The organism is Methyloceanibacter superfactus, assembly GCF_001723305.1.
Lineage (GTDB): Bacteria > Pseudomonadota > Alphaproteobacteria > Rhizobiales > Methyloligellaceae > Methyloceanibacter > Methyloceanibacter superfactus.
The window spans coordinates 1-17,458 of the sequence record NZ_LPWF01000024.1 but is presented as its reverse complement, the minus strand read 5'-3'; the positions used below and the strand labels follow the sequence as shown (position 1 = coordinate 17,458).

The 17,458-nt window shown below is 65.4% G+C and carries 13 protein-coding genes and 5 pseudogenes; 8 read left to right on the top strand and 10 right to left on the bottom strand.

Features of this window, described 5'->3' with window-relative positions:
* Window positions 1-84 precede the first annotated feature (84 nt).
* From AUC69_RS07440 to AUC69_RS16975, 4 genes and pseudogenes are all read left to right on the top strand, one after another.
* A complete protein-coding gene (locus AUC69_RS07440) occupies window positions 85-2,049 on the top strand; it encodes a polysaccharide biosynthesis protein (RefSeq protein WP_069441597.1) in 1,965 nt (654 codons plus the stop codon).
* Between the two features lie 27 nt (window positions 2,050-2,076).
* Complete coding sequence (locus tag AUC69_RS07435) at window positions 2,077-3,075, top strand: MraY family glycosyltransferase (RefSeq protein WP_083239205.1); 999 nt, start codon at window positions 2,077-2,079, stop codon at window positions 3,073-3,075.
* Window positions 3,076-3,255 (top strand): annotated as a pseudogene (locus AUC69_RS19680) (NAD(P)H-binding protein); the annotation flags it as partial.
* A 104-nt stretch (window positions 3,256-3,359) separates the two neighbouring features.
* Window positions 3,360-4,004, top strand: a pseudogene (locus AUC69_RS16975) (NAD-dependent epimerase/dehydratase family protein); the annotation flags it as partial.
* 10 nt (window positions 4,005-4,014) lie between these two features.
* Here the strand turns inward: AUC69_RS16975 and AUC69_RS07425 are convergent.
* Entirely contained in the window at window positions 4,015-5,244 is a 1,230-nt protein-coding gene (locus AUC69_RS07425) for a glycosyltransferase family 4 protein (RefSeq protein WP_083239203.1), read from the bottom strand.
* A 127-nt stretch (window positions 5,245-5,371) separates the two neighbouring features.
* Between AUC69_RS07425 and AUC69_RS07420 the strand changes: the two genes are divergently transcribed.
* Together AUC69_RS07420 and AUC69_RS07415 are read left to right on the top strand one after the other, a co-directional pair.
* Entirely contained in the window at window positions 5,372-5,674 is a 303-nt protein-coding gene (locus AUC69_RS07420; protein ID WP_069441596.1) for a hypothetical protein, read from the top strand.
* A gap of 96 nt (window positions 5,675-5,770) precedes the next feature.
* Complete coding sequence (locus tag AUC69_RS07415; RefSeq protein ID WP_069441595.1) at window positions 5,771-6,493, top strand: nickel/cobalt transporter; 723 nt, start codon at window positions 5,771-5,773, stop codon at window positions 6,491-6,493.
* A gap of 4 nt (window positions 6,494-6,497) precedes the next feature.
* Here AUC69_RS07415 and AUC69_RS07410 read toward each other — a convergent pair whose 3' ends face one another.
* A complete protein-coding gene (locus AUC69_RS07410) occupies window positions 6,498-8,858 on the bottom strand; it encodes a tetratricopeptide repeat protein (protein WP_342018554.1) in 2,361 nt (786 codons plus the stop codon).
* A 190-nt stretch (window positions 8,859-9,048) separates the two neighbouring features.
* On the opposite strand from AUC69_RS07410, the gene AUC69_RS07405 reads away from it, so the two are divergent.
* Window positions 9,049-9,360: a hypothetical protein gene (locus AUC69_RS07405; protein ID WP_069441593.1), complete on the top strand. Its 312-nt coding sequence runs from the start codon at window positions 9,049-9,051 to the stop codon at window positions 9,358-9,360.
* Window positions 9,361-9,464: 104 nt separating this feature from the next.
* Here AUC69_RS07405 and AUC69_RS07400 read toward each other — a convergent pair whose 3' ends face one another.
* The 5 genes and pseudogenes from AUC69_RS07400 to AUC69_RS07380 form a co-directional block, all read right to left on the bottom strand.
* On the bottom strand, window positions 9,465-9,881 hold the full coding sequence (locus AUC69_RS07400; RefSeq protein WP_069441592.1) for a hypothetical protein: 417 nt from the start codon (window positions 9,879-9,881) through the stop codon (window positions 9,465-9,467).
* Between the two features lie 10 nt (window positions 9,882-9,891).
* A complete protein-coding gene (locus AUC69_RS07395) occupies window positions 9,892-10,314 on the bottom strand; it encodes a hypothetical protein (protein WP_141700651.1) in 423 nt (140 codons plus the stop codon).
* Between the two features lie 68 nt (window positions 10,315-10,382).
* Window positions 10,383-12,046, bottom strand: a pseudogene (locus AUC69_RS07390) (arylsulfatase).
* Window positions 12,047-12,088: 42 nt separating this feature from the next.
* Window positions 12,089-13,081, bottom strand: a complete 993-nt coding sequence (locus tag AUC69_RS07385) for an HAD family hydrolase (RefSeq protein ID WP_069441670.1) — start codon at window positions 13,079-13,081, stop codon at window positions 12,089-12,091.
* Window positions 13,082-13,145: 64 nt separating this feature from the next.
* A pseudogene (locus AUC69_RS07380) lies at window positions 13,146-14,791 on the bottom strand (arylsulfatase).
* Window positions 14,792-14,967: 176 nt separating this feature from the next.
* Between AUC69_RS07380 and AUC69_RS07375 the strand changes: the two are divergent.
* On the top strand, window positions 14,968-15,660 hold the full coding sequence (locus tag AUC69_RS07375) for a Crp/Fnr family transcriptional regulator (RefSeq protein ID WP_083239201.1): 693 nt from the start codon (window positions 14,968-14,970) through the stop codon (window positions 15,658-15,660).
* Between the two features lie 16 nt (window positions 15,661-15,676).
* Here the strand turns inward: AUC69_RS07375 and AUC69_RS07370 are convergent, their stop codons facing one another.
* The 3 genes and pseudogenes from AUC69_RS07370 to AUC69_RS07360 all read right to left on the bottom strand — a co-directional run bounded on the left by AUC69_RS07370 (window position 15,677) and on the right by AUC69_RS07360 (window position 17,155).
* On the bottom strand, window positions 15,677-15,997 hold the full coding sequence (locus AUC69_RS07370) for a hypothetical protein (protein WP_069441589.1): 321 nt from the start codon (window positions 15,995-15,997) through the stop codon (window positions 15,677-15,679).
* A gap of 44 nt (window positions 15,998-16,041) precedes the next feature.
* A pseudogene (locus AUC69_RS07365) lies at window positions 16,042-16,287 on the bottom strand (transporter); the annotation flags it as partial.
* A 58-nt stretch (window positions 16,288-16,345) separates the two neighbouring features.
* On the bottom strand, window positions 16,346-17,155 hold the full coding sequence (locus AUC69_RS07360; protein ID WP_083239200.1) for a transporter family protein: 810 nt from the start codon (window positions 17,153-17,155) through the stop codon (window positions 16,346-16,348).
* Window positions 17,156-17,458 lie beyond the last annotated feature (303 nt).

Below are 17,458 nucleotides of genomic sequence, written 5' to 3'. Positions count from 1 at the left end.
TGTGCATGACCGTCATGATGCGCATGAGCGTCTTGGGCGTGAACGTCTTGGGGTGGATTTAGGTCCGGAGCGGGGTCGGCCGTCATGACGCTAGCCGTTTGGCTGATCGAGCGTCCTCGCTGGTTCAAGCGGACGCTTCTGATCGTGAACGACTTCGCGATGCTCAGCATCGCGTTGTGGGCCGCCTATTCCTTGCGTCTCAGCCGAATCTACGTGCCGGAGGATCTGGAGATCTTCCTGCTCATGCTGGCGGCGCCCGTCGTCGGCATCTTCGTGTTCTACGTGCGCGGGCTCTACAAGCTCGTCACCCGCTTCATCGGGCCCGAGGGCACCACGCGCATCTATACCGCGGTGATCATGGCCGCGGTGATGTGGGCGCTGGTGGTGTTGATGAGCGGCGTCCAAGGTCAGCCGCGCTCGGTGGTGGTGATCTATGCGCTCATCGCGTCGGGCCTCATCCGTCTCAGCCGGCAATGGGCGGGCGCCATGCTGCTCAAATCCGCCCCGCAATTCACGCCGGTGAGCTTCGACGAGCGGAAGAACGTCATCATCTACGGCGCCGGCACCATCGGCATCCAGCTTCTGCGCGCGCTGAACGAGACCGGCTCCTACCGGACCGTCGCCTTCATCGACTCGAACCCGTCGCTCGCCGGCCAGGTGGTGCATGGGGTCAAGGTGGTGCGGCCGGAGAAGATCGGCAAAGTCATCGCCGAGGAGAACGTGAAGGAGGTGCTGCTCGCCACGCCTTCGGCGCTGCGCGGCGAACGCCGCCTGGCGCTCAAGGTGCTCGAGTCCCATCCGGTGCTGGTGAAGACGCTGCCGGCGCTAGAGGAGATTGCCTCCGGGCGCGTCGAGATCAGCGACCTGCGTCCCATCGACGTGGAGGATTTGCTGGGCCGCGATCCGGTTACGCCCGACATCGAGCTGCTCACCGCCCAAGTGCGGGACAAGGTGGTGATGATCACCGGCGCCGGCGGCTCCATCGGCTCGGAGCTGACGCGCCAATTGCTGCAACTCGGGCCGAAGACCCTCGTCCTGTTCGAGCTCTCCGAGGTGGCGCTGTACGAGATCTCGATGGAGATCGAGGAGATGCAGCGGCAGCGGGCGAAGCAGGCGCAGGGCGACCCGCCGCCCGAGACCACCATCGTTCAGGTGCTCGGCTCCGTGCTCGACCGCAAGCTCATCGCCCGTACCATCGAGGAGCAAGGCGTCGAGGTGATCTATCACGCCGCCGCCTACAAGCATGTGCCCATCGTCGAGGTGAACCCGTTCGCCGGCTTGCAGAACAACACGTTCGGCACGCTCGTGGTGGCCGAGGCCGCCAAGGAGCTCGGGGTGGAGCGCTTCGTGCTGGTGTCGAGCGACAAGGCGGTGCGCCCGACCAACATCATGGGCGCCAGCAAGCGCCTCGCCGAGTTGATTCTGCAGGCGCTGGCCATGGAAGGCGCGCGCACGATCTTCACCATGGTCCGCTTCGGCAACGTGCTCGATTCGTCGGGCTCGGTGGTCAAGCTGTTCCGCAACCAGATCCGCGACGGCGGTCCGGTGACTGTCACCCATCCCGAGGTGATCCGATACTTTATGTCGATTCCGGAAGCCGCCCAGCTCGTCATCCAGGCGGGCGCCATGGCCACCGGCGGTGAGGTGTTCGTGCTGGAGATGGGCACGCCGGTGAAGATCGACGATCTCGCCCGCACCATGGTCCGCCTGTCGGGGCTCGAAGTCCGCGACGAGGCCCATCCCGACGGCGACATCGCCATCGAATATGTGGGCCTGCGGCGCGGCGAGAAACTCTACGAGGAGCTGCTGATCGGCGAGAACACCACCGGCACCAACCACCCGCGCATCTTCAAGAACTCCGAGCCGGTGCTGCCCTATGACGACCTGATCTCCGCGCTGGAGCGGTTGGAGGACGCGATTCAGAGCGTCGATGTGAGCGAGCTCCACGACATGCTCCGCGCCACGGTCGAGGGCTATGTGCCCGCGACCGCCGTCCATGCCGCCCCCGCCAAGGGCGAGTGGCAGCCCGCCTCGCGCACGCTTCACTGAGCACATGCCGCAAGCCGATTTCGTCTCTTGGGCTATCTCTTGGGCCGCCGTGCTGGCCGTCAGCGCCGGGCTCAGCGCCGCGCTGATCCTCGTGCTGAAGCCCTGCTCATCCGTCACCTGCTGGCCCAGCCGAACGCGCGCTCGTCGCACGCGACGCCGACGCCCCAAGGCGCGGGCCTCGCCGTTATGGCCTCGGTGCTCGCCGTCATGGCCGGGGTGCTGCTGCTCGGGCTCGCCGTGCCGCCGCCCAATCTCCTGCCCGTGCTGATCGGCGCTGCGGCCTTCACCGTCATCGGCGCGCTCGACGATGCCCATGCGCTCGCCGTGTCGTGGCGCCTGGTGGCGCAGCTTCTGGTCGCCGCCGCGGTGATCTTTCTGCTGCCGCAGGATTTCCGCCTGCTGCCCGACATGCTGCCCGCGAGCGTGGAGCGCGTGTTGCTGGTGATCGGCGTGGTGGGGCTCGTCAACGCCGTCAACTTCCTCGACGGGCTCGACTGGATGACGGTGGCGCAAGTGGTGCCGATGACGCTCGGCGTGGTGATCCTCACCGGGCTTGGCGCGGTGCCGGCGAGCATCGGGCTGCTCGCGCTGGCGCTGCTCGGCGCCACGCTCGGCTTCGCCGCGTTCAACAAGCATCCGGCGCAGATCTTTCTCGGCGACGCGGGCAGCCTGCCGATCGGCCTCCTGCTCGCCTTCCTGCTGATCGTGGTGGCGGAGGCCCATCTGGTGTCGGGGCTGCTGCTGGCGCTCTATACGCTGAGCGAGGCGGCGATCACCTTCTTCCGCCGCTTGTTCGCCGGCGAGCCCGTGCTATCCGCCCACAAGTCTCATTTCTATCAGCGGGCCGTGGCGCAAGGCTTGCGCGTGCCGCAAGTGACGCTGCGCGTATTTACGCTCGGGCTTTGGCTCATGGTCCTGGCGGTCGTGGCCGCGCTGTCCCGGTCGCTCACAGCCGATCTCATCCTGCTAGCCCTCGGCCTCGTCGCCACCGGGCTGGTGCTGTTCAATCTGGGGCGGGGACGCTAGATGGCCCGGCGCGTGCTCATCACCGGCGCGTCCGGTTTCATCGGCCGCAAGGCGGTCACCGCGCTGGCGGCGCAAGGCTTTCAGGTGCGCGCCGCGGCGCGCGATCCGTCGGCGATCATCGCCGCCGCCGAGGTGGAGCGTGTCGCGCTACCGGATCTCGCCACGGCCGCCGACTGGTCGGGGATGCTCGACGGCGTGACCCATGTGGTGCATCTGGCGGGCATCGCGCACGCGCCCGGTGTCCTGACCGACGACGTCTATAACCGCATCACGCCGACGCCGTTGGCGAGCTCGCCGCGCAAGCCAAGGGCAAGGTCGAACGGTTGGTATTCATGTCCTCGGTGCGGGCACAAGTGGGCCTCGCCGCGGACAGCATCATCACCGAGACGGACGCGCCCGAGCCCACCGACACTTATGGCCGGTCCAAGCTCGACGCGGAGCGGCTGCTTGCCGCGAGCGGGGTCGGCTACACGGTGTTGCGGCCGGCGGTCGTCTACGGCAAAGGCGTCAAAGGCAATATCGCCTCGCTCGCCACGCTGGCCAAGACGCCCATGCCGCTCCCCTTCGGCGGCCTCGACAATCGCCGCTCGCTGCTTGCGCTCGACAATCTCGTCGCGGCCATCGGCCATGTGCTGGAGAGCGACGCCGCCCAGAACGAGACCTTTCTCGTGGCCGACGCCGAGCCCATCAGCGTCGCCGACCTGGTCGGCGCCATGCGCGAGGGCCTCGGGAAGCCCCCTCACCTGGTGAAGGTTCCCACCGGCGCGGTGAAGAAGATCATGAAGTCCTTCGGCCGCGAGGCGGACTGGGAGCGCGTCTCGGGCGCGTTCGTCATCGATCCGGCGAAGCTCATGGCGACCGGCTGGCAGCCGTCCGTCGCCACCCATGACGGTATCGTCGCCATGATGCGCGCCGAAGCCGGAACCTAGTGGCCGGCGCCTAGCCGCTGGCGCCCACGACCCGATCGTACAAGGCGACCGTCTGGCGGCCGATGGCATCGGCGGAGAATTCCGTCTCCACCAGCGCGCGCGCCGCGTTGCCGAATTTCTCGCGCATGGCCGGATCCTCCGCCATGCGCGCCATGGCGTCGGCGAGCGCCGCCGGATCGTCGACCGGCACGGTGAGCGCCGTGACGCGTCGATGGCGATCCTCGCGGCAGCCCGGCGCGTCGGTCGCCACCATGGCGCGGCCGCAAGCCGCCGCCTCGAGCAGGCTCTTGGGCAGGCCTTCCCGGCGCGAGGCGAGCACGGCGAAATTCGCCTGGCGCCAGACCTCGCGGACATCCGCCACGTGACCGAGCCACTCGATGCCGAAGGCGCTGGCGAATTCGCGCAATTGCTCCGGCGCCAGCGAGCCCGGGTTCTCCTTGTCGCAATCGCCGGCCAGCAGCAGCCGCATGGTCAGCCCCTTCTTCGCCAGACGCGAGAAGGCATCGATCACCACCGGCACGCCCTTGTCGGTGAGCATGCGCCCGACATAGGCGCAAGTGACCGGGGGCGGCGGCTCCGGCATCGGCACCAGGCGCTCCGTGTCGACGCCCGATCCCCGGATGAGGACCACATGGTCCGGCGCCACGCCGAGCTCGCGTACGAAGGCCCCGTCCTCGGGGTTCTGTACCACGGTCCAGCTCTTCTCCCGGCGCAGCAGATGCCCCAGGGCGAAGCGCACGGCGCGGCGCGCGAGCCCGCTCACCTTGGCTTCGCCGATGAACAGCGAGCCGACGCCGGTCAGGCTGTTGACGATGACGGGCGGCAGGCCAAGGCTCGCCGCCGAGCCGAGCACGGCCGGCTTCACCGACACATTATGGACGATGGCGGGCTGCACGGCGTGGAAGAGGCGCCTGAGCTGACGGATGGCGGCGAGGCTATCCCTGAGCGAGAGGCTGCCGCGGCTCCAATCGAGCGCATGGACGGTGAAGCCTTCCGCCTCGATGCCGGCACGGCCGTCCTTGAGCCGGGCGGCGACATGGACCTCATAGCCCGCCGCTTGGCCGCCCGGGCCATCGGCAGCCGGTGCGACAGGAAATACCAGTCTTCGGTCACGACGTAGAGGATGCGGGGCGCCATGCCGCGGAGATGTATCAGCGTCCGGGCTCAAGCGGAACAGATGGCCGGCGATGGGCGCGCAAAATCCGCCGAAAGCCGCGGCCCCGCCGCAATTTTCCGCCACGCTCCGGACTGTTGCGGGGCGGCCACGGTTGGCGGCTCCCGAGGGACAAAGCCGGATCGCGCCCTGGCTTTCGGCGCGATTCAGCGTTAGATTGCTTCGGCTGAGACAATCGGCTTAGAGGGAACACATGAAATATCTCGGTCTCGTCCTCGCGCTTTGCGGCGCCGCCGGATTGGCTTTGGCGCCGATCGGCGCGGCTGCCTTCGAGATTCAAGGCAAGGATCAGGATATCCCCGACAGCGCCGCGGAGTTCCACGGCCTGGGCCCGGTCTATGCTCTGCCCGAGTTCCAGGGCAGCTCGCTCGCCATGCCGTACAGCAGCAGCGGCGGCGACGGCGGCCATGTCTCCGACTACGGCAACGCCATTCCGATCCCCGGACCGGGCGTCGACCAGCCAGTTCCGGCTTGGGCCTCCGGCCCCTTCCGTTAGGCCGTAGCCTCTCCTCCGCCGACGTGAGCTGAGACGCGTCGCGAAGGCGCATTCGCACGCTTGCCCGCTTGATGGGGCCGTGCCACATCAGCTCGCATGCAGGAAATCGTTGCCCTTCAGCGCTGGCTCTATGGCGGCATGGCCAGCGGACTCGGCGAGGTGGCCCATGGCAGCCCCTGGGCGATCGCCGTGGCGATGGGGGCCGCCATTCTGTTCGGCGCCGTCCACGCGCTGATGCCGGGGCACGGCAAGACGGTGCTGTTTTCCTACCATCTCGGTCAGCCCGGCAGCCTGCTGGCGAGCATCGCCAACGGCGCGATCCTGGCCCTGACCCATGTCGGCCTCGCCATCTTGCTCGTGCTGGCCGGCTTCGCCGTCATCAGCAAGGCCTTCGCGGTGGGCGGCCGGACGCCGCAATTCGAGATCGCGAGCGGCGTGCTGATCGTGCTCATCGGCGCCTTCCTGCTCTGGCGCTCGGCGGCGCGCACCGAGCATGTCCATGCCGGCGACGGCCGGACCCTCGCCTTCGTCACCGGGCTGATCCCCTGCCCGCTCACCACCTTCGTTCTGAGCTACGCGCTGGCGCGCGGTCTCCTGGCGGCGGGACTTGCCGTGACCGCCGCCATGGCGGCCGGGATGATCGTCACCATCGCCTCGGTGGCGGTCATCGCCACGCTGTTCCGCGCGCGGTTGCTATCCGTGCTGGCGCGGACGGAGGGTATTCGCGCCGGTCTCGGGCGGATGCTGGAGATCGGCGGGGCGATGCTCGTGGTGCTGCTTGGGTTGTGGACGCTGCTGCGAACGCAGGCCATTCCGTGAGGCGCTAGTTGCCGGGCGATCCGGCGATCTCGCCGCGCAATTGCTGGATCAATCCGGCCAGGGGCTCGTTATCCGGCTCGATTTCGGCGAGCGTTTCCGCATAGCGCAGCGCGGTTTTGGAATCGCCGCCAGCACGGGCGAAGTTGATGAGGGCCATGAGGCTCTCGCGGTCCCCCGGATGGCGCTTGAGAGTGTCCTCAAGCACGGCGATGGCCTCGTCGCGCTTGCCGATCGACTCGAGGCCGACCGCATAGACATAGGCGTAGCGGGCGCGACCGGGCTCCAGCTCGGCCGCACGGCGTAAATGCTCGATGGCTTCGGCCGGGCGCTTGAGGCGCACCAGCGTCAGCCCCAGCGCGTGATGCAGGCCGCCGTCCTGCGGTGACAATTCCAGCGCCTCGACCAACACCGCCTCGCCGTCGGCGTCGCGCCCAGTCTGGCGGTAGAGATCGGCGAGATTGACTGCGGCCGGCGCGAAATGCGGGCTCAAGGCAAGCGCCGCCCGATACTCGACTTCCGCCTTCGGCATGTCGCCGGTGCGTGAATAGTAGCGGCCGAGCAAGGAGCGCGCCTCGGGCCTGTCGCCATTGAGGAGTTGCGCGGCGACGAACTCTCCTTCCGCGCGGGCCAGACGGTTGCGATCGGCGGCCGGCAGGTCCTTGAGCGGGATACCGCCGAGCAGGAACGCTGCCTTGATGCGCACGCCGCGCACCGGATCGTCGAGCAACGGCGAGACCAGCGGCCAAAGTTGCGCCGGCGGCGCCGCCTCGAGATGGTCGAGCGCGGCGATGCGTACCATCGGGTCGGGATCCGCCAGCCCCTCGCGCACGAGCGCCGCCGTTTCCCGCGACGGATAGGCCGTGAGCTCCTCGAGCGCGCTGGCGCGGACGAAGGCGGGGGCGTCCGCATCGCCTGCCACGGCAGACAGCAGCGTTGGCGCATCGCCGGCGCCGGTCCATGCCGCATGGAAAGCGGGCCCGAAGGTCTGGAAGCCTTTGCGCTCCGGGCCGTACCAGTCCTCGATCGCCGCGGCCGCCCATTGGGCCGACTTGTCCGTGTGGCAATCGGTGCAGGCATTGTCGGTGCCGAGCGTCGCGGAGAGATCGGGGCGCGGCACGCGGAAGCTGTGATCGTGGCGCTCGTCGATGACCATGAATGTCCGCGCCGGCATGTGGCAGGCGACGCAGGACGGCGCCGCGTCGCCCTCGTGATGGGTGTGCGCCACCGTCTCGTAGCTGCCGGCGTGGCACTGCAAGCAGACCTGATCGCCCTTGGCTTTCAGCTTGGCGCTGTGCGGATCGTGGCAGTCGCTGCACGTCACCCCGGCGGCGAACATCTTGCTCTGCTTGAACGAGCCGTAATTATAGACCTCGTCCAGCATCTGGCCGTCCGGCTGATAGAGGCCGCGGCCGATCAGCGAGACGACGTGGCTGTCCGAAAGGGAGCGCCCGGGCACGAAGTCTTCCGAGACGATCCCGCGGCGGGCGTGGCAGCGGCCGCACATCTCGACCTCTTTGCGCAAACGCGCCGGCGTGGCGCTGCGCTTGGGTTGGCCGGTCTCGGTGGCGCGCGTCCAGGTGACTCCGGATCGCTCGTCGAAGCGCGCCAGCAGGCCGAGCGCAGTGTCCTTCTTGGCGAAGGGCGACCAGTCCTTCGCCCAGGCGACGTGGGCCGAGCCCTGGCCGTGGCACGCCTCGCAGCCGACGCTGATCTCCTTCCAGGTGGTATCGAAACGGCCGGTCTTGAGATCGTAATTCTTGGCAACGCCGGTCGAGTGACACTCGGCGCACATGAAGTTCCAGTTCTGGTTCAGCTTGGTCCAGTGGAGCGGATCGTCGTGACCGATATGCTCGTCCGGATAGAGGTGGAACCAGCGCTGACCGCCCTCCTCCTTGGTGCGGCTGTCCCAGGCGATGGTGAGCGCCTGCACGCGGCCGTCCGGAAATTCGATGAGATATTGCTGCAAGGGCTCGAGGCCGAAGGTGTATTTCACCTCGAAGCTTTGCAGCGTGCCGTCGGGTCCGTCGGTCTCGACGTAGAACTTGCCGTCCTTTTTGAAGAAGCGCGAAATGGTGCCGAAATAGTCGAACCGCGCGTCGTCGAAATCGCCGAGCACCGTGTCTTCGCTCGCATGCGCCATGGCGTGGGCGTGCTGCGAGGGATGCCAGAGCTTGCCCGCCTCTTGGTGGCAGCCGATACAGGTCTCACTGCCGACGAAGGCGAGCATCCCGGGCTCGAGCGCCGCAGGCGCGGTCGGGCTCCGCGCAATATATTGCAGGCCCAACCCCGCGCCGATGACGAGCACGGCGGCGAGGCCGGCGGCGATCCAGAGCCAGCGCTTCGGCCTCGCGGGCGGGGCGCTCACGCCTTGGGCTCGGCCCTTTTTCGGCTCCGCCGCGGCGGCAGCCGGCGTCCCGGCCTTTTCTCGTGACGATGATTTGCGCCGGCGACGGGTCACTTCGTCCTACTCAGGCCTTTTGGAGGCGGAATGACTGGAACCCGTTGCTTGCCTTGATTGTTTAAGCACCCGCATTCCAGTCAAAGGGGGACAGTCGATGCGTGACATCCGAAACGACCTGCAAGACCGTGTCAATTTTCTTCGGGAGCAGATGACCGCCGTTGAGGCGCAATTCGCCAAGGACATCGACCGGATCAAGCATGAGCATGACAGCAAACTCAAGGTTCTGAAGTCCGACTTCGATGCCGTGACCACGATTATCGAGGCGGAGCAGCGGCGGCTCGCCAGCACGTCATCCGTGCCCAAGGCGCAGGCGCAACCGCACGAGGCCGGCCCCCGGCCGCAGCCGCCCGAAGCCCGTCCCCGCATGGCGCTGGCTGACATGATCGGACTGCAACGCGCTGGCTAGAGTCGCGGCCTGAGACCGGCGGGCAAGCGCCATCCGCGTGCCCGCCGTTTCCCTGTCGCATTCGCCGAATTGTCAGCCAACCGCCGGCCCTTCAGCGTCGCCGGTTAGAGACCGTCCACACAGTCCCCGACCAGGGCGAGTGTCGCGTCGCCGGTGGTGATGCCGGCGTGAAATTTGCCGGTCTTCATGGAGATGGCCGCGCTGAACGACCGCGGCGAAATCTCGTTCCGGCCGATCCCGTGCAACAGAACGAGATCGCCCGTCTCCACCATGTCCTTGATATCGATATTGGTGGGATCTTGCTCCAGATCGTCCGAGGTCATGACCTTCTTGTCGAAGTCGAGTTTGAGCACGGGCGGGAGATTGACGTAGTCGTTGGGGACGCGCTTGCAGCCCGCCACATCCACGCACTCGAAGATGTCGGTGAAGGCGCACATGAAGGTGCCTTCAGCCGCCGAAGCGGCGGCCGGCATGGTGAACAGACAGAGGAGCCCAAGGCCCGCTTTGAAAATCGATCGCATCGTGTGGCTCCTATCGTGCAACTGTGTAGCCGCGACCCTCGAGGCAAAGCGCCCCGGCCCGCAGATAATTGGCGTAAAGTTCGTTCATGCGGCGTCTGTCGGCGGAGGTGCTCGCACCCCCGAAAGCGCCGGAGCCCAACCGCGGATCCGTGCCGCCGGAGGCGGCATCGAGCTTCTCCGTAACGCGGAGAATGGTCCGGGTGTCGATGCCGGCTTGCTGCGCCGTAAAGATCGCCCTGGGATCGAAGCCGGTCTGCGCCACGGCCCAATCGTGACAGGCCGCGCGGTCCGCAACCTCTTCTTCCGGCGTCACGCCTTGCTTGTAGATCATCAAGGCGCGACCGGGCGCCGACTGCGCATAAACGTAAGACGCAGTTGCGCCGACCGCCAAGACGGCGGCTGCGCAACACAATAAATGACTCCAGCGTTTCATGGGTTTCCTCTCCACTCCTTCAGTTCAAAAATGGGAGGCGGCCCATCGCCGGGCCGCCTGTCGTCTGTCTAGTTGCCGGTGGGCAAGCCGATGCTGAAGCCATCCTTGGCAAGCTGCTCTTGGAGCGACTTGAAGAGCTGGTACTTCGAGATGGTGATCGGGCCCGTATAGGTCTCGCTCTGAAGCTTCCGCGGCGGATATTCCACGTAGGTCTTCATCAGCTTCGCGACCGACTCGTTGGCCGGAACCACCGCCCAGGTGCTTTCCGTGAACGTGGTCATGAAGATGTCGTAGCGCTCTTGCGGGTCGGCCAATAGGTCGAACACCTGGGGCACGGTGGCGACATACTCGCTCGCCCCCTTCCAACCGAGATTGGTGTCGACCGCTAGACCGCCGGTATGCGCGCCGTCGGCGCCGCGGAGATTGAAGACATATTTGAAGTTGTCCACGCGGACCGCGCCCGGCGAAAGCTCGTCCTCGGTGAAGTAGAACCACCAATGGCGCTTCGACTTGCCGGCGCCGGTCCAGACCGGCGTCATGTCGTAGCTGTCGAAGATGATCGGCTTGCCGTCGCGGTCCTCCTTCGGCAGGTCGATGCCGGCCACGGAGGCGAAGGTCGCCATCAGATCGAGATTGCCCAGGACGTCGTCGCTCCTGGAGCCGCCCGCGACCTTGCCCGGCCAACGCACCATCGTGGGAACGCGGTTGCCGCCTTCGCGGACCGTACCCTTGGTGCCACGGAACGGCGTATAGCCGGCGTCCGGATAGACGTCCTGCCAGGCGCCGTTATCCACCGTGTAGAAAACGATGGTGTTGTCGGCCAGACCGAGGTCGTCGAGCTTCTTCAGAAGATTGCCCACCCGCGTGTCGAGCTCCACGACCGCGTCGGCATATTTCGACTTCGAGATAGACTTATGCTCGACTCCGGCGCCGGCATGTTCGGCTGATGGTTCTTCATGAAGTTGACGTTGATGAAGAACGGCTTGTCGGACTTGGCCGCGTCGTCGAGGAATTCGAGCGCGGCCTTCTCGACATACTCGTCGAGATAGGGAATGCCGACGACGCCTTTCTCCGGCGTATTGACGTATTCGCCGTTGACCTTCCAGTCCTGCACTGGCGTCTCGCCCGCCCTGCCGGACAGCGCGCCCTTGGTGATCTTGTCGTACAGCGCGCGCAGCTCCGGGCTCATGTTCGGGAACCATTTCGGGTCGCCGTAGGTGTAGGCGTTGAGGTGATAGAGGAAGGTGTACTTCATCACGTCATAGCCTTGGGCGTTCGGCAGCGCGTAGTCCGATTCCCCCAGATGCCACTTCCCGGTGAAGTAGGTGTTGTAATCGGCCTTCTTCAAAACCGATGCGAGGGTCCACTCCGCCGCCGGGAGACCGCCGCCTTGGCCCTGGAAGGCCACCGTGGTCATGCCGCTGCGGTTCGGAATGCGTCCGGTCTGGATCGCGGCGCGGCCCGGCGTGCAGCTCGGCTGGCCGTAATAGTTGGTGAAGACCATGCCCTCCTTGCCGAGCCGATCGAAATTCGGGGTCTGCATGCCCCGCGCCTCGCCGCCGAGATAGGGACCGAGATCGCCCCAGCCGGTGTCGTCGGAGACGATCAACAGGATGTTCGGCTTCTTCGCCGAGCTGTCGGTCTGCGCCTCCGTATCCTGCGCGAGGGCCGTGCCACCGCAGGCCAACAGCACAGCGACCGTCAGGGCGCTTCCATGCTTGAGCAAACGCATTGTGGCTACTTCTCCTTTCGATGAGTGATGCAGGGTCTTTTGCTATTCCTTCGGGGGGAATATCTCTTTCCAGTCATTCTTCATGTCGACCACGATCCAGCCCTTGCCGGGCGCGTCGTCAAGCGCTTTGTCGAGACGGCCGACCGACGAGTCGCGGTCATAGGCATATTCTCGTTCCGCATCAGTGTGATGAACGATCAGGCCGAGGCGCGGCCCGTCGCCCGCGGTCGTCCAGTCCAGCATCTGATAATCGCCGTCGGAGTTGCCGAACGCCGCGATGGGCCGCTGGCCGATATGCTCGGTGATGCCGATGGGCTTGCCGTCCTTGTCGTCGATGAAGTTCATCTCGGCCAAGCGCATGACCGTCGGCACGCCATCGACGACCTCGTATTTGGTCTTGATGCTGGAGCCGACGACCTGCGCCGGCGGAATGCCGTAGACGGCTTGCGAGAAGTTGCGCACGAACTCGATGCCGCCGCCGGACACGATGTAAGTGGTGAAGCCTCTCTGGCGCAGATAGGCGAGAAGCTCCAGCATCGGCTGATAGACGAGTCCGGTATAGCCGCGCTCGAAGCGCTTGTCCTTGGCGGTGGCGAGCCAGTCGCCGACGATCGTCTGGAATTCGGCGGGCGTCATGCCGGCATGGGTGGCCATCACCAGCTCGGCCACGCCTTTCTCGCCGGACGCGGCCAGCGCCTTCATGTCGCCTTCGAGCGCGGCCTTGAACGGTTGCGTCTTCTTCCACTCTGGGTGCTCCGGCGCCAGCTCCTTGACGCGGTCGAGCGCAAAAGCGAGTTGCACATACATCGGCTGCTCGAGCCAAAGCGTGCCGTCATTGTCGAAGGTGGCGATGCGATCCTTGGGCGGCAAGTAGTCGCCACTTTCCGGCTCGCTCACCTTCGTCACGAAGTCGATAATCGCTTGCTTGGTGGCGCCGTCGTTCCAGGACGGCAGCGGGTCGTCATCTTGCGCGAACGCAGGGACGACAAAGAGGAACGCGACCAGCGCGATCAAGGGACGAATTCTACAAAGCATCTGACGCTCCCACACCCAACGCGAGAAAGTGCCGGGCGGCATCCCGCCCGGCACCCGATCTTTTCTACTGGAGGTCGCTTTGGAGCTTACCCAAGGCCTTCTCCAGCTCTTCCATCTGACCGCCGACGGTGAAGCTCGCCGGCTTCTGACGGGGCGGATAGTCCTCGAAGGTCTTGAGGAACTTGCCGACATAGGTTTGCGCGGGCACCAGGATGTAGGCCCGCGAGATCATCCAATCGTAATAGGTATTGGAGGTGATGTCGGCGCGCTCATACGGATCCCGGCGCAGATTGAAGATCTTGGGCACGCGCAACTCGGTGAACGGGTTGGCCCAGATCTTCAAAGTGCCGGGCGTGCGCTGCTCCATGAACACGACCTTCCAATCATGGTAGCGCAAGGCCATCAGGTCACCGTCGTCGGAGAAATAGAAGATCTCGTCGCGCGGCGAGTCTTTCTCCTTGCCCGTGAGGTAGGGCAGGAAATTGTAGCTATCCAGATGCACCTTGTAGGTCATGTCGCCCACGGTGTAGCCGTCCAGAAGCTTCTCCTTGACGTCGGCTTGGCCGGCGGCGGCAAGGAAGGTCGGCAACCAGTCCATGTGATGCATGATGCCGTTGGACACGGAGCCGGCCTCGATCTTGCCGGGCCACCGCACCATGGCCGGCACGCGCCAGCCGCCTTCCCAGTTCGTGTTTTTCTCGCTGCGGAAGGGCGTGGTTCCGGCATCCGGCCAGGTGTTCTGATGCGGCCCGTTGTCGGTCGAGTAGAGCACCAAGGTATTGTCGGCAATGCCGAGCTCGTCGAGCTTGGCAAGGAGCTTCCCGACATGGCGGTCATGCAGCACCATGCCATCGGAATATTCATCCTGGCCGGAGATGCCGCGGTCCTTTTCCGCGACATGGGTGCGGAAATGCATATGGGTACCGTTCCACCAGGTGAAGAACGGCTTGCCCGCCTTCACCTGCCGCTCGATGAAGTCCATGGCGGCGTCGACGGTCTCGTCGTCGACGGTCTCCATGCGTTTCTTGGTGAGCGGGCCGGTATCCTCGATCTTTTGCTTGCCGACCTTACCGAAGCGCGGATCGACGGTGTCGTCCTCCTCCTCGGTCGCCCAGGTGTGCAACACGCCGCGCGGGCCGAACTTCTCGCGGAATTCCGGTTTCTTGGGATAGTCCTCGTTCTCCGGCTCTTCTTCCGCGTTCAAGTGATAGAGGTTGCCGAAGAACTCATCGAAGCCGTGGAGGGTCGGCAGGAACTCGTTCTTGTCGCCGAGATGGTTCTTGCCGAACTGGCCTGTGGCATAGCCTGGGCCTTCAGCATCGTGGCGATGGTCGGATCCTCGGCGCGCAAGCCGAGATCGGCGCCCGGTAGGCCGACCTTCGACAGGCCGGTGCGGAACACGCTCTGGCCGGTGATAAAGGACGACCGGCCCGCGGTGCAGCTCTGCTCCCCGTAATAATCGGTGAAGATCATGCCTTCATTGGCGATGCGGTCGATATTCGGCGTCTTGTAGCCCATCAGGCCCTTGGTATAGGCGCTGATATTGCCCTGGCCGATGTCGTCACCCCAGATGACCAGGATGTTGGGCTTGTCGGTGGTTGCGTTGGTGTCGGTGTCTTGTGCCCGGCTCGGGCCGGCCGTTGCGAGCAATAGCAATGCCGCGGCCGCGATCAGACCAGCGCGAGCCGGCCCTCTGGTTCGCAGTTTCATCAGACGCTCCTCCTCTTGACGCGCACTTCGGCTAGTCGCCGGCCTGGTGGAACAGGCCCACGCTCCTCTCTTATTGTCCCGGGCCGTGCGCACGGCCGCTTTCCCTTTCGGGACAACTCTGCATGGTATATTTCAACCAGAGTTTGGAATCGCTCAGATGACCGGATTGAGGTCCCATGGACGCTCCGACGATGGATTTGGCCTGCGCCCTCAAGATGCTGGCGGCCCAGGGGTGGTTCTCGCAGCGTTCGGCGAAGACGCGCGCGACGCTCGGCGCCATCGCCAAGCTCCGCAGCTTCGCCAAGGGTGATCGCATCTATCTGGCCGGCGACCTGCCAAACGGCATCTTCGGGCTGATTTCGGGGTCGCTGAATATTTCCATCCCCCGCGCGGACGGCGAGGACTACACGGTGCACCGGGCCGGGGCGGGCTTCTGGTTCGGCGATCTTGCCCTCTTCTCGCAAGGGCCGCGCCTGGTCTCGGTTCATGCCGCCGAGTCGACGCAGATGGTACAGTTTCCGGTGAACGAGCTCCGCCGGCTCACCGAGGAAGATCCCAGGCTTTATGCCGACTTCTACGCCCTCACGTATCAGAACTTCCGCACGGCCTTCGACATCATCTCCAACCTCGCCATCCCCTCCACCGAAAAGCGGGTGGCCGACCGGCTCGTCCTCGAGGCGGCCACGCGCGGCGACCCGGCGGGATGGATTCCCCTGTCGCAAGCCGAGCTGGCGAACATGACGGCCGTGTCGCTGCCGACGCTGAAGCGCATCATGCGCCGCTTCGTCGAAGCGGGGTTCATCGACCATCGCTACGCGCGCATCCAGATCCTCGACAAAGAGGCGCTGACGCGGCTCTGCCGGGGCTAAGCGGCTCCGGGCCGGCCTACCGGATGCACGCGTTGTATTGGTGCTTCCATTTTGGATCGCGCGTCTCCTTGTACCGGTTGTAGTAGTAGGTGCAGTTGTTGGTCACCTTCGCGTGGCCCCAGCCGACCCCCGTCCCGACCCACAGAGCGGTTCCGCCCCAGCGCGCGGCGCGCGAGACGCTCTTGCCCGCATTGCGCGCCGCCTTGCCGGCCTGCTTCCCGAAATTCTTCGCCACGTGGGGCGGCTTGAACTTCTTGGCCTCGGCCGGCGCATCGAAGCTTGCGCTCGCAAAGAACGCGGCAACGGCGCAAACCGTAATGGCTGCAATCCCTCTCATGTTTCTTCCCTCCCTTTCGTTTTTCTAGGCCGCTCCCTGACGGATCACTCGAGATCGGCCGGCGCCGGCGAATGCCCCGACAGAGGCAGCGACACCGTCAGCAAGCCGAGATTGCCCTCGAGCCGGTTCTCGACATCGAAGTCGTGCGTCCACATCAGTTGCGTGCTGACCGGGATGTCCCCCCGGTAGTCGGTGTCCGGGTTCTCCCCGTTGAAGGTGAAGCCGGGCGCGGCGGAGATCTCAAAACCGATCTTGGGATCGAGCCAGGTCACCGCGGCCGTGGTGTCGAGGCCCCAGTGATCGTCGACAGAAACTTGCCCATTCTCATCGAAGCCTCCTCCTACTCGTTCATCCCCCCGTTGGAAACAGAAGCTGCACCTGGAAGCGCAGCTGCCAGTCCGGGCCGCCTTCCGGTGCGATGACGTTGTCGTAGGCGCTGAGGGACATGTTCACGGGCTGCGCGCCGACCTTGAAGACGCGGCCCACGCCGCCGCCGAACGGCAGCGTCCACTGATCGTCGTCGGGCGCCTCCCAATTCGCGGTGATGATCGGCGATGAGGTGAGGTACCAACCGTGCTTCAAATTGTAGTTGACGAAGTACTGGAGCAGGAAAGCGTTCACGTCGGGCTCGTTCGAGTCGCCCGCGACGGACCAGATATTATTGACGAGCGCGCCGACCACCCATTTACCCGGCGTCCACACGATGGCCGCCGTCGGGCCGACGCCCCATTTGTCGGGGCCGAGACTTCTGTCGGTGTTGGTCGGCAGGAGGAAGGTCGGCCCGGCGCCGATCATGAGCTTCGGGCCGACCTGATTGACGAAGAAGAAGCTCGGGTTGAAATTGCCGAGGCCGAAATCGCTCTCGTCGCCCTGATACACCGGCGGCTGATAGACCACCGGCAGGATCCAGCGCGTGACCAGGTTCCACTCCTCGTTCAGCTTGAACGGGATGACCGGCTGGATGTTGAGGATGTTCTGCTCGTCGTCGAACGGCCCGACATTGAAGTTGGTGTTGTTCTGAAATGGCACCGAGATCAGGTTGGCGATCGGGTTTTGCGCCTGCTGCGCGAGGTTGCCCGAATCCTGCGCCTTCCCCGAAGAGACGCCGAGTAGGCCGAGCGCAAAAGCTCCCGCCAAGACACCGCGCAACATGGACATGCCGCATCTCCCCTCAATGCCGCGGACTCTGGTGGTCCGCCAGAATTGGACCCTCCCAATGAAGCTGCCGAAGGTCATCGCCTCCTGACTACACTAGCAAAGGTGACTGCCCGAGTCTCCGGACGTGACGTAGAGTACGAGCCCTATCCCCGCGTTATCCCCGCCTCTCAAACTTGCAGTATGATGCACGCATCCCTCGTCCATGAGGACGCGAGCTGCAGACCGTCTGCTTCTCGGGACGAAGGACACGGCGCCCGAGGTGGCGCGGTACGCATGGGTCATCGTGGACAGGAAGAGCCACCA

Excerpts from the sequence above, each read along its gene's own strand:
- AUC69_RS07440 (WP_069441597.1), top strand. The coding sequence starts at position 85 with ATGACGCTAGCCGTTTGGCTGATCGAGCGTCCTCGCTGGTTCAAGCGG.
- AUC69_RS07420 (WP_069441596.1), top strand. The coding sequence starts at position 5,372 with ATGAAATATCTCGGTCTCGTCCTCGCGCTTTGCGGCGCCGCCGGATTG.
- AUC69_RS07415 (WP_069441595.1), top strand. The coding sequence starts at position 5,771 with ATGCAGGAAATCGTTGCCCTTCAGCGCTGGCTCTATGGCGGCATGGCC.
- AUC69_RS07405 (WP_069441593.1), top strand. The coding sequence starts at position 9,049 with ATGCGTGACATCCGAAACGACCTGCAAGACCGTGTCAATTTTCTTCGG.
- AUC69_RS07400 (WP_069441592.1), bottom strand. The coding sequence starts at position 9,881 with ATGCGATCGATTTTCAAAGCGGGCCTTGGGCTCCTCTGTCTGTTCACC.
- AUC69_RS07395 (WP_141700651.1), bottom strand. The coding sequence starts at position 10,314 with ATGAAACGCTGGAGTCATTTATTGTGTTGCGCAGCCGCCGTCTTGGCG.
- AUC69_RS07385 (WP_069441670.1), bottom strand. The coding sequence starts at position 13,081 with ATGCTTTGTAGAATTCGTCCCTTGATCGCGCTGGTCGCGTTCCTCTTT.
- AUC69_RS07375 (WP_083239201.1), top strand. The coding sequence starts at position 14,968 with ATGGACGCTCCGACGATGGATTTGGCCTGCGCCCTCAAGATGCTGGCG.
- AUC69_RS07370 (WP_069441589.1), bottom strand. The coding sequence starts at position 15,997 with ATGAGAGGGATTGCAGCCATTACGGTTTGCGCCGTTGCCGCGTTCTTT.
- AUC69_RS07360 (WP_083239200.1), bottom strand. The coding sequence starts at position 17,155 with ATGTCCATGTTGCGCGGTGTCTTGGCGGGAGCTTTTGCGCTCGGCCTA.